This window comes from Vibrio sp. MarTm2, assembly GCF_027587055.1.
Taxonomy (GTDB): Bacteria; Pseudomonadota; Gammaproteobacteria; order Enterobacterales; family Vibrionaceae; genus Vibrio; species Vibrio sinaloensis_D.
On the sequence record NZ_JAPPTK010000007.1, the window covers coordinates 55,152 to 67,540 of the forward strand.

Here is a 12,389-nt window from a genome sequence, read left to right on the forward strand (position 1 = left end):
TATGTGGCCTATTGTAACCAAGTTGTAATCAAGAGGATACTGGCTTAGTTGAGTTCTATTTGGTGTTTTTTAGTGACATTTATGCCTAAGCGTTTCGCTAAGCGAGTCAGGTTGGCTCGGTCGGTTTTAAGCTCCCGCGCTGCTTGAGCCCAGTTGAAATTGGCTTCGGTGAGGGCGGCCATGATGATGGTTCGTTGATAGGATTCCGTCGTTTCACGAAGCCCTTTCGACCAGTCAATATCATGAGTCAATGTGGCTGGAGCCGAGGACGCTTGGGCGGTTAACCCTGATACGGAATGCAGATCGCCAATATCTTCAAGAGTCACCGTGATAAGGTGACCACTTCGCACTCTTGCCCGTGCTTTAAGCGCCGCACGATTAATAACGTGTTCGAGCTCTCGAACGTTTCCTGGCCAATTATACTTGGCCAGAGCCAGTCGAGCTTCTTTTCCCAACTTGATTTGTACAATGCCAAGTTTTCGTCTTGCTTGCTCTAGGAAGTACCCTGCTAGCAGAATTATATCCCCGTCGCGTTCGCGAAGCGGCGGAACCTGAATCGGGTAAACGCTCAATCTATGGTAGAGGTCAGAGCGAAAGCGGCCGTCAGCGACTTCCTTTTTGAGGTCACGGTTAGTGGCGGCAAGCACCCGCACGTCAATGGTTTCAACCTTGTCTTGGCCAACGGGCTGAATTTCGTTGTTTTGCAGTGCTCGTAATATTTTGCTTTGCGCGGCAAGCGGAAGTTCACCAATTTCATCGAGAAAGAGCGTGCCGCCGTTAGCCAGAGCAAATTTGCCCATACGGGATTTATCGGCCCCAGTAAACGCCCCTTTTACATGACCAAACAGCTCGCTTTCGACCAAATTTTCTGGAATCGCAGCACAGTTTACATAGACCAAGGGTTGTTTTTTTCGTGCCGACAAGTGATGAAGGCTGCGGGCGACCAACTCTTTGCCTACGCCGGTTTCACCGTGAATCAGTATGTTGAAATTTGATGGAGCCACCACCTCAATATCCGACTTGAGCAATTGCATCGAATCACTGGCGCCAATGATCTCTCCGCCATCTCGCTCCCATGCCTCCTCATTGAGTTCTTCAAAACGTTGTTGAGTCTGCTTCGCTTGCTGCTCTAATTGGCTAACGGTGAGTGCGACCTTAAGGCTTGATGCAGCAAGGGCAGAGAGAGCGTCTAAACTACGAGTAGGAATCTGGTCAAATACATTCGGTGTCAGGCTATCTAGGGTGAGAATACCAATGAGCGTCTCCGCGTAAACCAGCGGCAGTCCCATGCAGGCATGCATTGGCAGGTCGCCTTCATAATCTAGTAGTAGGTTGTCAAAAGGATCGGGAAGTTCGCAGTCGGCGTCAAAACGGATGGCACTTTTGGACTCACAGATTTTTTTAAACCTTGGGTGCTCGTCTACTTTAAATCGACGCCCTAGTGTGTCTCGAGTCAGCCCCTGAATGGCTAAAGGAACGAGAGTATCACCTTGAAGTGAGAGTAGTGCGACGCAATCACATTGAATCGCCTTACGGATGGCATCGAGTAATTTGTTGAATCTATCGTGGTCATTGTCACCGGCAGCAAGGCTGATGGTCATATCGATCAACGTGGAAACAGAGATATCTTGCATAATGATCCAAGCACTTGTTTTAAATAGGATGTTTTGTACTCACTTGGCGTGAGTGATTCATGCATTGTAGAGTCAAATAGACATGAAATCAAAAGGTCATTTTGACCTAGTTTCTCTTGTTTTATTGCCATGAACCATAGCGCCATCGGTAAACAAGAAGTTGGCACCATTTGTGCTCTAAGCTGGGTAGTAAAGTTGTAAACATAACGTATAAATAAAACCCCATTGAGGAGAACTTCATGCTTAACAACCAGCATATTGACATTGTAAAGAGCACTATTCCATTACTTGAAAGTGCCGGTCCAGCGCTTACGGCCCACTTTTATCAGCGTATGTTTGCGCATAATCCTGAGCTCAAAGACATTTTCAATATGACGCACCAAAAAACAGGACGCCAAAGTGTCGCATTATTTGAGGCGGTAGCAGCGTATGCAAAGAACATTGAGAACCTTGCAGCTCTGACATCTGCGGTAGAGCGTATTGCTCACAAACATACCAGTTTCAATATTCAAGCCGAGCATTATCACATTGTCGGTCACCATTTGATTGAGACCCTACGTGAACTTGCGCCAGACGCATTTACGGCGGAAGTGGAGGAAGCCTGGACAGCGGCTTATTTGTTTTTAGCGCAGATTTTTATTGCTCGTGAAGGTGACTTGTATCAGCAGCGCAGCCAAGCCAAAGGCGGTTGGGAGAACGCGCGCGAATTCAAAGTTACGCAAAAAATCCGCGAGTCTGAGTTGGTCACCAGCTTTGTCCTTTCTCCCGTTGATGGTTGCGCAGTGCTAGATTATCAACCCGGACAATACTTGGGCATTGAGGTGAAGCCTGCAGGTTCAGAACATGTTGAGATCAGGCAGTATTCGTTATCGCACAAACCAAATGGCAAAGACTATCGTATCTCTGTTAAGCGTGAAGTGGGCGAGCACAAGGGCTTGGTGTCGAATCACATGCATGATGCTGTCAAAGTGGGTGATGTGGTTCGCTTATACGCACCAGCAGGCGACTTTTACTATCAAGAAAAGAACGTGCCTGTAGTGTTAATTTCGGCGGGTGTTGGGGCGACACCAATGCAGTCTATGCTTCATAGTCTCGCGGATGCCGGTAAGCAAGATGTGAGCTACTTGTACGCGTGTAATGGGGCCGAGCAGCATACGTTCAAGCAAGAAACGGCACAATTAATTGAGCAGCAAGGGTGGAAGCAGTTTGCGTGGTATCTAAACGCAGAAGCGGATTTCTCTGGCCAAATGGATCTTTGCCTTGTGAGTGAAGTACTGCCTATGACTGAGGCGGATTTTTATATTTGTGGTCCGGTGCTGTTTATGGAGAGCATTGTTAAGCAGCTTGCATCACTAGGCGTGTCACGCGATCGCATCCATTATGAGGTGTTTGGCCCACACACTTACCTGTAAATGGGGTGCGCATTTTATTGCAAAAGGCCTTCAATCGAAGGCCTTAATTTATGGTTTTGGACTAAACAGCTTAGTAATCAACGACCAGAACCAGTGTCGTTTTTGAACAAGTGGCGAGTGTTGATCGCCCAAATAAAAGCTTTCGAGAAACTCTGTGCGCAGGTCGTGGCTATCTCTCGGCGTAACCGCTGTGATAGTGAGCGCTGTTTGCTCGGCATGATCATTTGCCAGACTAAAGTCCATCTTTAAGTAACCCTGCAGGTATAACCACATATGGGTGACAAACTCGAGTTGCAGCAAGCTTTGGTTGTTAAACTTTTTGGCTTCCTCATCCCCTAAATGGCTAGACATGGTTTGCTGCATCGCTTGAATCGCCTGCTTGTGATTTTCGATGGTTGCTTGAGCCTCGATATGCGCTTTGGTCAAAATACCCAACAGGTGATGAGTAAAATCAACATCGGGTTTTTTCTTACTCACTTGCACAAATAAGCGCTCATGCTGTTCACAAAACAGTTGCCACTGCTGCTCTTGCTGCGGTGATTTTAACAGGACGTCAGCGTTAATCTCTCGCAGTGACTTATCAAGCTCACTCATTGCTGTATAGGGTCTCTAACTGTACTTCAAAAGAGCCTTGTGGGACGTCGACAAACAGACTATCGCCGGTAATCATCACCGAGATATCCATGCCTCGCTCGACAACTTCTGATAACGCTTCGATTGCATCCCAGTTAAAGCGGTAAAAGCTCGCGTTGTATTGATGCGCTTTGTTTTTGGTTTGTGCCCACCAGACATCAGATTTGCTGTTGAAGCTAAACACATCCACACGAGGTGACAATCGAGTCGCTTTTTTGATTCGATCTAATGAAGGCTCGCCAATTTCAACCCAGTACTGAATCTGATCATCAAGTGATTTTACCCATAGGTCTGGCTCTTCAATGGTGGACAAGCCTTTGGTAAACATCAAGTCCGGTTGGTACTTGGCACAAAAGGCAAGGACACGAGCCATCATTCTAGGGATGGTTTCAGATGGGTGTTGCGCGATCGTCAGTTGCGCTGAATCGTACACATCTCTATTCGTGTCAGAGAGCGAAAGACGGAATTTATAGATAGTGGGTTTGAGTGCCATAGTAATACTTAAAAAAATAGCCAGCGATAGTGCTGGCTATTGTATGCTGTAAGTGGTTGTGATTAAACCGCTTTGATGTTTTCTGCTTGAGGGCCTTTTTGACCTTGAGTAATTACGAACTCAACTTTTTGACCTTCAGCAAGAGTGCGGAAACCGTCACCTGTGATTGCTGAGAAGTGAGCGAAAACGTCTGGACCATTTTCTTGCTTAATAAAACCAAAACCCTTTGTTTCGTTAAACCATTTAACTGTACCAGTTACAGTGTTAGACATAGTGTATATCCTTGATAAATCTTGCAAAAGCCATGACGGCACCGATAGCGTGGAAAAGGAGATTGCTATTGAGCACGACGTTACGGCGGACAGTCATAAATCCAACGAAACGGCGGGGTAAACAAGAACCGTTTTCTAGCTGAAATCCAGTGTAGGCTGAAGTGCAACTAAGTCAATAAGATTTCGGGGCAAATCTCAGTTGTCACAGGCTTTTTCATTCAAAATTTGCGCTAGGTAAAAGATTTAAATTTATACAGTTTTGATTATTCTTGGTGTAACATTCGTCTGCTTTGGTTGCTGAGTAAATTCTCTTTAGTGACCAATGAAAACCCAAAATCAAAGGAGCTAGATATGGCCAAAAATAAACCTCAGAAGATGAGGAAAGAGCGCTCGTTGCAACACGAATTAGAAGTGGGACGCGGCGAGATCAAGAATAACGCTTTGAAAGCGGTTGTTACCAGTGAATTGTTTAAAGTGAGAGTGGAAAAAGCGAAAAAAGGCAAAGGCAGTTTCAGCCGCAAAATGAAACACAGAGGGAAAGAGCCCTATTCAAAAGCTGCTTAACAGCGTCTTTCGAATAGGGCTTTTGTTTACTTAACGCTCTATTTTCGGAGAGTAGATGGAGTACGCGGTGATTTGTCCTGCGACGATGGCTGAAAACATGAACAGAGCGGAAAGACCAATACTCGGGATCGGAAGAATGGATTGCTCAAACACTGATTGGCTCGCGCTAACCAATACACGGCTTCCCGGGACTAAAATGATGATACCTTGAACGATGTATATCGATCCGGTGAGGTCGAGTTTTTTAGCTACCCAAGTACCATAAAGCGTAATCAATACCGTTGTTACCCAAGTGCCAACCACCCAACCACTTTCAAAGCCTAGGTAAAATGGCCCCCACATCCCAAGCATCGCAACCGGCAGGCCGAGTAGAATATCCTTTGGTCTGGCGTTAAAGATAATGCCCAATGAAACTGAGATAAGGAATAGACCAAAAATGTGCAGGGCGATAGGGACTTCATTAATGTAGTTTAGTGGCTCCGCTTGCCCCCAAATAGACTCGCCAATGTTCAATCCCATAACAATGCCAACAAACAGTTTTATTAAGGCCAATGCACTTTGACCGAGCAAACTGGTCCCTGACACTAAGTCATTGAATGCAAGGCACTCCAAAGAGTTGGCGATGGAAAGTCCCGGAACAAACAGGACGATCGCAGCGATGCAGAGTGCCCAAACAGGGATCTCTGCGCCGGTACTGGCGAAGAATGCAACCAATATGCCCGTCAATAAGGCAGCAATGAACTCAACGGCGATCGAGCGCCTAGCTTTGCACACTTGTTGTGCTGACCACACCATAAACCCCAAGAACACAGAAAGATATATCGCGTCCATGGTTGAGCCCACCAACATTAGATAGGCCGGTGGGATCCCCATATTGGCGAGTGCAATAACCCATTTAGGATAACCAACCGGCTCTGGAACCGGCTCTTGGCTCGGTTGGTTAATGCGAATGATGGTGTTCGCCAACAAACTTAAGTTGATGGATGCAGGCTGGTGTCGCTTCATGATGACGGCATTATTGTCATCAGGGAACTGATAGTTGACGGTAGTCGGGGTCGCTTGAATCATCACATCGACACCATGTTTTCGTGCGTAAAACTGTGTGTATTTTTCCAGTTTGTAGGGCGCGCATCCACAACGGTGGAGAGTATCGCCTATCTCGACGATTTTACGGATTCTGTACTCTGAAGGCATGGTATGTAGTACGTAAAAATATGTGACGCAAAGGTACCAGAGCTCTGTTTGCTAAACGAGTCAAAGGCACGCGAACAGTGGCTAAGCTCACACTAAATAAATAGAACAATCAGTAAAGGAAGGGGGGAATTTGAAATCTTAGGTTTCATTGTGTCTTCTGGCGGATTTACCCTCCAACCATAGAAGGTTGTTTGTCACAAAAAACAAAAGTTTTAAAATGTTTCAAATGTTATCTAAATGTAACATTTGAAAGTTGAGCTCTGGGAAAAAATCGTAAAGTTAGAATTGGCAAAGGTTCTTATAAAACCGGACGTTAACAAAGGATTTACATTTGTTGTTTGGTTTAGTTTTGTACAAAAAAGATACAATTTGGCCCCTTGATCTTTTTCTGAGATGGGCGAAAATATACGCAAAATGAGTTTGCAAAAATGAAAGGAAGCTTTTTCTAGTTTAAAAGCGAGGTGTCGTATGAAGTTGTTTATCCTGTTTATCATTTCCGTGACTGCTGGTGTCGCATCTGCTGAACACCTTCATTCGTTTCTATTAGGCCTATACATTGCAACTCTTGCTGTTGGAGCATGTTACTGGTTCGCATTCAGAAGCAGCCGTTTTCCTCAGTTAGCACTTGTATTACTGATCTGTGGCTTTCTAGCCAAAATATCAATCACGGTTGGTGGTGTGGTTTGGGGCTTTAGCCAAGGTCTAGTAACGTCTCCGTTTGTGTTCTCGCTGTCGTACTTGTTCTTCTCAATTGTAGCGACTTACCTGTGGTTTAAAGTGAAAGACCGCGCAGTGAACAAGAGCTTGAAAGCAAAAACCGCTTAAACAGTTTGTTGTCAGTAGAATTGAAAGCCAGCGCTTAGGTCGCTGGCTTTTTTGTGCCCAAAATTGGGTTCGATTTCGCAATAATTTCGATAAATCGCGATTAAAGGTAACGATTGATTACAAAGCTGCTGCGTGCATGACCACGTTGTTTATACTCAAACCGTTCCCTAATTTCATTTGGACTATAGAGCGTCACTATGAGAAAAACGTTTTTCACTTCCACACTCGTCTCTTTGTTTTCTTTTAGCGTTGTAGCTGCTCCTACCATCATCCCCGATCCTCCAGTGATCGGCGCGAAGGGTTATATCTTATTGGACTATCACACCGGCGCCGTACTGGTTGAAAAAAATGCCGATGCTCAGCTTAACCCTGCGAGTCTCACTAAGTTGATGACGGCTTATGTTGCAGGGCAAGAAATTCGAAATGGCAATATTTCATTAGAAGACCAAGTCACGATCAGCCAACGCGCTTGGGCGAAAAACTTTCCTGATTCGTCAAAGATGTTTATTGAAGTCGGTACTGAAGTCTCGTTGCACGATTTGTATCGTGGTTTGATTGTTCAATCAGGGAACGATGCAAGTGTTGCCATCGCAGAGCATGTCGCTGGCAGCGAAGGGGCTTTTGTCAGCCTGATGAATAGCTGGGCGACTAAGCTAGGGCTTGCAAATACCTCGTTTTCAAACCCGCATGGCCTCGACAGTGATGAACTGTATTCCACGCCGCATGACATCGCTAAGCTAAGCCAAGCAATCATCCGAGATTTGCCATCGATTTACCCCCTCTACAGTGAGCGTGCCTTTACTTATAACAGCATTACCCAATACAACCGAAACGGCTTGCTCCGGGACCGCAGTTTGAACGTTGACGGAATGAAAACCGGATACACCAGTGGCGCAGGTTATAGCTTAGCGACTTCTGCGACGAGCGGTAATATGAGATTAATCAGTGTTGTTATGGGGTCAAACAGTACGAAAAGCCGAGAGTCGGAAAGTAAGCAGCTACTTAGCTATGGGTTCCGATTCTTTGATACCGTTTCTCCTGCAAAGGCGGGGGAATCATTAAGTGAAGTGAAAGTGTGGATGGGAGACAAAGACTCACTTAACGTGGGAGTGAGTCAGGACAGCTACTTGACGCTTAACAAAGCCGATGCGGCAAAGCTATCAGCAGAAATCGAAACTAACGGTGAGCTTACTGCTCCTATCTCACAAGGAGACAAAGTAGGTTATGTGATTTATAACGTCGAAGGGCAAGAAGTTGCGCGAGCGGACTTAGTGGCCTTAGAAGATGTTGAGCAAGGAAGCTTGTTTAAACGCTTCGTTGATTGGATTAAGCGAACGATTTCAAGCTGGTTTTAGGAACCCAATATAAAAAAGCGAGTGGAAACACTCGCTTTTCTGTTTGGCTTCGAAAATGTGAAACTATGGATTCAGTTTGTCCCAAGCCGACTCCCAATGTGAACCAACTCCCGGTTCATAGTGGTTGGCTGACGGCGACCACTGCACGCAGTATCCTGAGTACGGGAATGCTTTGCATTGATAGATGTTGCCATCATTCGCGAGTACTTTGGTTCCCGCCGTGTAGCTTTCTATGCCGTTAGGGAAAACATAGTTATATTCTCCTGATGGCGGTGGTGTTTGCTCTTCTACCAAATGGAAGTCTAAAGTCTCTTGCTCTACCAGTGTGCCTTTGTCATCTTTGGTCACAACAACAAGCATGTGATGGCCAGGCTCTGATTTCGATAACGCTAGTTCTGTTGACTGAGCCGCCCCGTCTTCTAACTTGCCCGAGTACGAAGCCAATGACTCTTTGTGATGGTTGTACACCGTCAGTTCAGCGTTGAGATCACCTGTCGCCAAGAGTTCAAGGTTAAGCACGGTGGCATCTTCGGTCACAGTGTACTCAGCTTGCAAGCCTTCAACACTCAAATCGAGCTCTGGTTCAGGCGTTACAATGTCATAGCCTATTTCAACACGCTCAAGTGAAGAGCCCGCTTTTAGGTAAATCGGGTTCGAACCATACACAGGGGCAAAAGCGCCATCTTCTTTGCGTTCACCGGAGCGGATGAGGTTTTGCTCTTGGTTGATTTTGTCTGCGAGGGCAAAAGACCACTGATTCGCTTTGCCTTGCTCTTCACTATCAATGACGATCTGCGTTCGGTAACTGATGTTTTCGCCACTTTGGTCAAATACGCGTGTAAAAACGGTATCTCCGACGTTCAGATCCATGGTTGGATTGATCTGTCCACCTTGGCGCCAATCAGGATCAACAGGCAAATCCCCATCAAATTTCACATCAATAACGTTGTAAAAAGAGGCCGCCGTATCACCAACATCCCACACCGCAAGAATTACGTGGTAACCCTCACGTGTTGGTACATCACATAGATGGCTGACACGTTTTGGTGGTTGCACCATATTGCCATCGACAACACAGAAAGGCTGTAAATCAAATGATTGACGAGCAAGCGGCTGATTTGGATTCCAATCTGCCTTGGTGATGTAGTATTTCCAGTCTTTTGTTACATGGTTGGCGGTAAACGTCCACTCAAAGAATTGTTGACCGGATTGAATAGGGCGCTTCACCCAGCGGCTGGCGGTTTGTTCATCTAATGCGGCGGCGAGAGAGGTTTCTGCGCTCGCAATTTTGCCATCACGGGGGCCAGCTTCTGGGAAGCCGTCAGGCCCTTCGACACTTTGTGGTTCATATTGAATGGCACCGCATTGCGCATTCTTTTCGTTGGTGTCGCTGGTTGGGAACTTACATAGTGCAGCGCGGCTTGCAGCTACGCCGTTTTCATATGCTGAAACATAGCCGTGGCCAATGGCCGTTCCACTGACAGTGACTAGACTCAAAGCAATGAGCGTTTTTTGAGGGAGTTGATTCATCATCTATCCTTATACATTCGCTGAATAAAAAGATGACACCTTGGCATGATGGCACCCGACTTGGGTGGCGGTCCCGCTATCATAGACTTGAGTGAGTCGACAGACCGGAGACTTTGCGTCCTAACTTTTCAGATAGTTTGCCAGAAGTGCAGTTGAGCACGCGAAATGTAGTGATAGTTTTGTTTAAAAGCGACGATCCGATTACGTTTGTGGAAGGGCAATCTCGATTTGAAATTTCTGACATGAATTAACTTGATTATTTTTCAATGATAAGCTGAATAAAATATTGATAATTAATGTTTTATTTCTCATTCATATTTGATTTGTGAATGGTTTTTTCGCTTTTATTCGCCGTGAACCCAAGCCTATTATCGTCAATATCAACCAAACCTTTAAGCTCCGTTAACGCTGACCTGACAACCCTTGTGATAAAAGTGCCGACAATTTATTGATGCTACCAATACAGGGAACAACAATGGAATTCACCGAACAAGACCGAGAAGCGCTTTACCAAACGTGGATGTCACAGAAATCGAAAATGCGCTTAACCCAAATGGAATTTGCCAAAAAACTGGGTATGAATCAGTTGACGTTCTCACAAGTTCTTCGTGGTGAGCGTCCGATGACGATGTCTTTTGTCAGCCATTTTTGTCGTCATCTGCATTTAGAGCCCAAACACACCTTTCCATCGCTAAAAGAGCACCGTGAAGCAGGCCCGAGAGTGGTTTACTTGAAAAGCAGAATGACCGTGGATGGCGAAATACAAAATGCCTACATCGAAGGTAATCAGGTTGTCGTGGAATACGCGCACACAGTGCATGATGCCTAGCCTGTGAAATAGGCTTTATCACGTCACACATTAGAGAGTGGCAGATGAACATGCTATGCTTGGCCAACTTAAATGAACCAGACTGTTTGTCATGCTCGAAAAAGAAAATTTGCTCAAATTAGCCAGAGTGCAAATGCCATTTGGTAAATACGCAGGGCGTGTCTTGATTGATTTGCCGGAAGAGTATTTGCTTTGGTTTGATAAGAAAGGCTTCCCTCAAGGGGAGCTTGGTGACCTCCTTAAGCTATGTCTAGCGCTAAAAATAGAAGGCTTAGATACCGTTGTTAAGCCTTTAAAGCGCATGTAACCTGCCAAAGAAACTCTCCACTTAGAACGACAATATTGACTATGAATTTTGACATCGATGCATTGAGGCATCACCAACTGGTTGAGGATGGCCAACTTGAGGGTTGTTATATACACCAGCCAGCACAAGGTAGCCAACAAGATGATAAAGCTGTGTTAGCAGAGCGCCACGTGTTGGAAAAAATGGGGTATAGGGTTGTGCAAGTTAAAGCGAAAGGCAAAACAACAACGTTCGCTGAAGCAATGCAAAAACTCGCTAAAAACAGTGGGCATCACTTAAAATAATCAACGCATGTAATTTGACTTAGCATCGTTACACACCCCAAGAACACTCCTATTAAAAAGAGTCAGACCGTTAAGGCTGACTCTTTTTTTCGCCAAATTAGCGGTTGAAATATCACATCAAACCTGCGAAAAATACCTAGCGTGAGGTGTCATATGGCCAACATTCACAAGAGGTTGGTTGTGAGCCCGTTGATTAATCAAGGAGAGGTGGATGTCAGAGTGTGAGCAGGTGATTCAGGCACTGAAAAAGCAATTAAAATCGCAGGGTGTGAATTACCAAGATGTCGCCAAAGCGCTGGATTTGAGTGAAGGTTCGGTGAAGCGCCTATTCTCTAACGGTGGCAGCATGAGCCTTGAGCGTTTGTCTGCGGTGTGCAGTTTGATTGATCTGGAAATGACGGCGCTGTTTAAACTTGCCGTAGAAGAGAGTCAAAACCTTTCTTCATTGACTTGGGAGCAGGAAAAACAGTTAGTGGCGGATAAGGCGCTACTGCTGGTTGCCGTTTGTATCACCAATGGTTATCGCTTTGAACAAATCCTAACTCAATACAATCTCAGTGAGCCTCAGTTGATTCAAAAACTGGCGCACCTTGATCGCCTCAAAGTGATTGAGTTGATGCCGGGTAATCGCGTTAAACTCAAGATCTCCTCCTCGTTTTCGTGGATCGCAGGGGGACCTATTCAGCAGTTCTTCCAGCATCAGGTCGTAAACACCTTCTTCCATACGCACTTTTCCAAAAATGACGAAAAACTGGTGATGGCGACAGGGTTGATGTCGTTACCTACCAATCACAAGCTCCAACAGCGGATTCAACGATTAGTGAAAGAGTTTTATGAATCGTGCAATAGCGACAACGAGTTGGCTATGGAGCAGCGACATGGCACCTCTATGGTGATTGCTATGCGTCGCTGGAGCTTCCCTTTGTTTGATGAGTTCGAAATAAAAGACGACATCGAGAAAAGTCGTATCGGATAACACCTGCGGTATTACTATTTGCTACTTTGCTCGCTGAGCTTTGTTGCTGCCTCGCCTTCGTGCAACCTACTGAACAGCCAG

At 45.6% G+C, this 12,389-nt stretch carries 14 protein-coding genes and 1 riboswitch; of the genes, 8 read left to right on the forward strand and 6 right to left on the reverse strand.

Annotation, left to right across the window (positions count from 1 at the left end):
• Window positions 1-44: 44 nt before the first annotated feature.
• Window positions 45-1,634 (reverse strand): nitric oxide reductase transcriptional regulator NorR, encoded by a 1,590-nt coding sequence (gene norR / locus OH458_RS14310; RefSeq protein ID WP_269978808.1) that lies wholly within the window; start codon window positions 1,632-1,634, stop codon window positions 45-47.
• Window positions 1,635-1,873: 239 nt separating this feature from the next.
• Between norR and hmpA the strand changes: the two genes are divergently transcribed.
• The gene (gene hmpA / locus OH458_RS14315; RefSeq protein WP_269978809.1) at window positions 1,874-3,046 is read left to right on the forward strand and encodes an NO-inducible flavohemoprotein; all 1,173 of its coding nucleotides are present in this window, start codon (window positions 1,874-1,876) and stop codon (window positions 3,044-3,046) included.
• A gap of 48 nt (window positions 3,047-3,094) precedes the next feature.
• Here the strand turns inward: hmpA and OH458_RS14320 are convergent, their stop codons facing one another.
• The 3 genes from OH458_RS14320 to OH458_RS14330 form a co-directional block, all read right to left on the reverse strand.
• A complete protein-coding gene (locus OH458_RS14320; RefSeq protein WP_269978810.1) occupies window positions 3,095-3,640 on the reverse strand; it encodes a hypothetical protein in 546 nt (181 codons plus the stop codon).
• The gene (locus OH458_RS14325; protein ID WP_269978811.1) at window positions 3,633-4,172 is read right to left on the reverse strand and encodes a YaeQ family protein; all 540 of its coding nucleotides are present in this window, start codon (window positions 4,170-4,172) and stop codon (window positions 3,633-3,635) included. Before OH458_RS14325 ends, OH458_RS14320 begins: the two co-directional genes overlap by 8 nt.
• Before the next feature lie 62 nt (window positions 4,173-4,234).
• Window positions 4,235-4,444, reverse strand: a complete 210-nt coding sequence (locus OH458_RS14330; RefSeq protein WP_005470115.1) for a cold-shock protein — start codon at window positions 4,442-4,444, stop codon at window positions 4,235-4,237.
• A 351-nt stretch (window positions 4,445-4,795) separates the two neighbouring features.
• Here OH458_RS14330 and arfA point away from each other — a divergent pair, with 351 nt between their 5' ends.
• Window positions 4,796-5,008, forward strand: coding sequence for an alternative ribosome rescue factor ArfA (arfA, locus tag OH458_RS14335; protein ID WP_443088523.1), 213 nt, complete (start codon window positions 4,796-4,798; stop codon window positions 5,006-5,008).
• Between the two features lie 30 nt (window positions 5,009-5,038).
• Here arfA and OH458_RS14340 read toward each other — a convergent pair whose 3' ends face one another.
• The gene (locus OH458_RS14340) at window positions 5,039-6,202 is read right to left on the reverse strand and encodes a threonine/serine exporter family protein (protein ID WP_269978812.1); all 1,164 of its coding nucleotides are present in this window, start codon (window positions 6,200-6,202) and stop codon (window positions 5,039-5,041) included.
• A gap of 468 nt (window positions 6,203-6,670) precedes the next feature.
• On the opposite strand from OH458_RS14340, the gene OH458_RS14345 reads away from it, so the two are divergent.
• Complete coding sequence (locus OH458_RS14345) at window positions 6,671-7,027, forward strand: NADH:ubiquinone oxidoreductase (protein ID WP_269978813.1); 357 nt, start codon at window positions 6,671-6,673, stop codon at window positions 7,025-7,027.
• Window positions 7,028-7,224: 197 nt separating this feature from the next.
• Window positions 7,225-8,382: a D-alanyl-D-alanine carboxypeptidase family protein gene (locus OH458_RS14350; protein ID WP_269978814.1), complete on the forward strand. Its 1,158-nt coding sequence runs from the start codon at window positions 7,225-7,227 to the stop codon at window positions 8,380-8,382.
• A 63-nt stretch (window positions 8,383-8,445) separates the two neighbouring features.
• Here the strand turns inward: OH458_RS14350 and gbpA are convergent, their stop codons facing one another.
• Window positions 8,446-9,912, reverse strand: a complete 1,467-nt coding sequence (gbpA, locus tag OH458_RS14355) for an N-acetylglucosamine-binding protein GbpA (protein WP_269978815.1) — start codon at window positions 9,910-9,912, stop codon at window positions 8,446-8,448.
• A 63-nt stretch (window positions 9,913-9,975) separates the two neighbouring features.
• A riboswitch (cyclic di-GMP riboswitch) is annotated at window positions 9,976-10,064 on the reverse strand.
• 323 nt (window positions 10,065-10,387) lie between these two features.
• Here gbpA and OH458_RS14360 point away from each other — a divergent pair.
• The 4 genes from OH458_RS14360 to OH458_RS14375 all read left to right on the forward strand — a co-directional run bounded on the left by OH458_RS14360 (window position 10,388) and on the right by OH458_RS14375 (window position 12,308).
• Complete coding sequence (locus OH458_RS14360) at window positions 10,388-10,741, forward strand: helix-turn-helix domain-containing protein (protein ID WP_005474660.1); 354 nt, start codon at window positions 10,388-10,390, stop codon at window positions 10,739-10,741.
• Between the two features lie 91 nt (window positions 10,742-10,832).
• On the forward strand, window positions 10,833-11,048 hold the full coding sequence (locus OH458_RS14365; protein WP_038188569.1) for a DUF3820 family protein: 216 nt from the start codon (window positions 10,833-10,835) through the stop codon (window positions 11,046-11,048).
• Between the two features lie 41 nt (window positions 11,049-11,089).
• Entirely contained in the window at window positions 11,090-11,332 is a 243-nt protein-coding gene (locus tag OH458_RS14370; RefSeq protein WP_269978816.1) for a hypothetical protein, read from the forward strand.
• A gap of 211 nt (window positions 11,333-11,543) precedes the next feature.
• Window positions 11,544-12,308 carry a helix-turn-helix domain-containing protein gene (locus OH458_RS14375; protein ID WP_269978817.1) on the forward strand — a complete coding sequence of 255 codons (765 nt, stop codon included), beginning with the start codon at window positions 11,544-11,546 and terminating at the stop codon, window positions 12,306-12,308.
• Window positions 12,309-12,389: the final 81 nt, after the last annotated feature.

Bases quoted from the DNA above. Each gene is read 5' to 3' on its own strand.
- norR (WP_269978808.1), bottom strand. From the start codon at position 1,634: ATGCAAGATATCTCTGTTTCCACGTTGATCGATATGACCATCAGCCTT.
- hmpA (WP_269978809.1), top strand. From the start codon at position 1,874: ATGCTTAACAACCAGCATATTGACATTGTAAAGAGCACTATTCCATTA.
- OH458_RS14320 (WP_269978810.1), bottom strand. From the start codon at position 3,640: ATGAGTGAGCTTGATAAGTCACTGCGAGAGATTAACGCTGACGTCCTG.
- OH458_RS14325 (WP_269978811.1), bottom strand. From the start codon at position 4,172: ATGGCACTCAAACCCACTATCTATAAATTCCGTCTTTCGCTCTCTGAC.
- OH458_RS14330 (WP_005470115.1), bottom strand. From the start codon at position 4,444: ATGTCTAACACTGTAACTGGTACAGTTAAATGGTTTAACGAAACAAAG.
- arfA (WP_443088523.1), top strand. From the start codon at position 4,796: ATGGCCAAAAATAAACCTCAGAAGATGAGGAAAGAGCGCTCGTTGCAA.
- OH458_RS14340 (WP_269978812.1), bottom strand. From the start codon at position 6,202: ATGCCTTCAGAGTACAGAATCCGTAAAATCGTCGAGATAGGCGATACT.
- OH458_RS14345 (WP_269978813.1), top strand. From the start codon at position 6,671: ATGAAGTTGTTTATCCTGTTTATCATTTCCGTGACTGCTGGTGTCGCA.
- OH458_RS14350 (WP_269978814.1), top strand. From the start codon at position 7,225: ATGAGAAAAACGTTTTTCACTTCCACACTCGTCTCTTTGTTTTCTTTT.
- gbpA (WP_269978815.1), bottom strand. From the start codon at position 9,912: ATGAATCAACTCCCTCAAAAAACGCTCATTGCTTTGAGTCTAGTCACT.
- OH458_RS14360 (WP_005474660.1), top strand. From the start codon at position 10,388: ATGGAATTCACCGAACAAGACCGAGAAGCGCTTTACCAAACGTGGATG.
- OH458_RS14365 (WP_038188569.1), top strand. From the start codon at position 10,833: ATGCTCGAAAAAGAAAATTTGCTCAAATTAGCCAGAGTGCAAATGCCA.
- OH458_RS14370 (WP_269978816.1), top strand. From the start codon at position 11,090: ATGAATTTTGACATCGATGCATTGAGGCATCACCAACTGGTTGAGGAT.
- OH458_RS14375 (WP_269978817.1), top strand. From the start codon at position 11,544: ATGTCAGAGTGTGAGCAGGTGATTCAGGCACTGAAAAAGCAATTAAAA.